Origin of the sequence: Bittarella massiliensis (ex Durand et al. 2017), from assembly GCF_017566145.1 — a bacterium.
In the GTDB taxonomy this organism is placed as follows: Bacteria; Bacillota; Clostridia; order Oscillospirales; family Ruminococcaceae; genus Bittarella; species Bittarella massiliensis_A.
In genome coordinates this window covers 1-209 of sequence record NZ_JABFCL010000394.1, presented here as the reverse complement: position 1 = coordinate 209, position 209 = coordinate 1, and the positions used below count along the sequence as shown (strand labels likewise).

General features: G+C 42.6%; 1 protein-coding gene. It reads left to right on the top strand.

Going from position 1 to position 209, the window contains the following annotated elements; translation table 11 throughout:
* Positions 1 to 209 (top strand): DNA topoisomerase (locus tag HJY11_RS14795; protein WP_243764590.1); only part of this gene is annotated, 209 nt, incomplete at both ends.

Sequence of the window (209 nt, the reverse complement as noted above, 5' to 3'; positions counted from 1 at the left end):
AAATAAGGAATTTGATGAAGACACAGAAAAGAAAGGATTAGGAACTCCGGCAACAAGGGCAGGGATCATAGAAAAACTGATCGCTTCCCAGTACGCGGTACGAAAAGGCAAACAGATCCTTCCAACAGAGGACGGAATAATATTGATTGATATCTTACCGGATTTCTTGAAATCTGCCACCATGACAGCCGAATGGGAAAACCAACTGT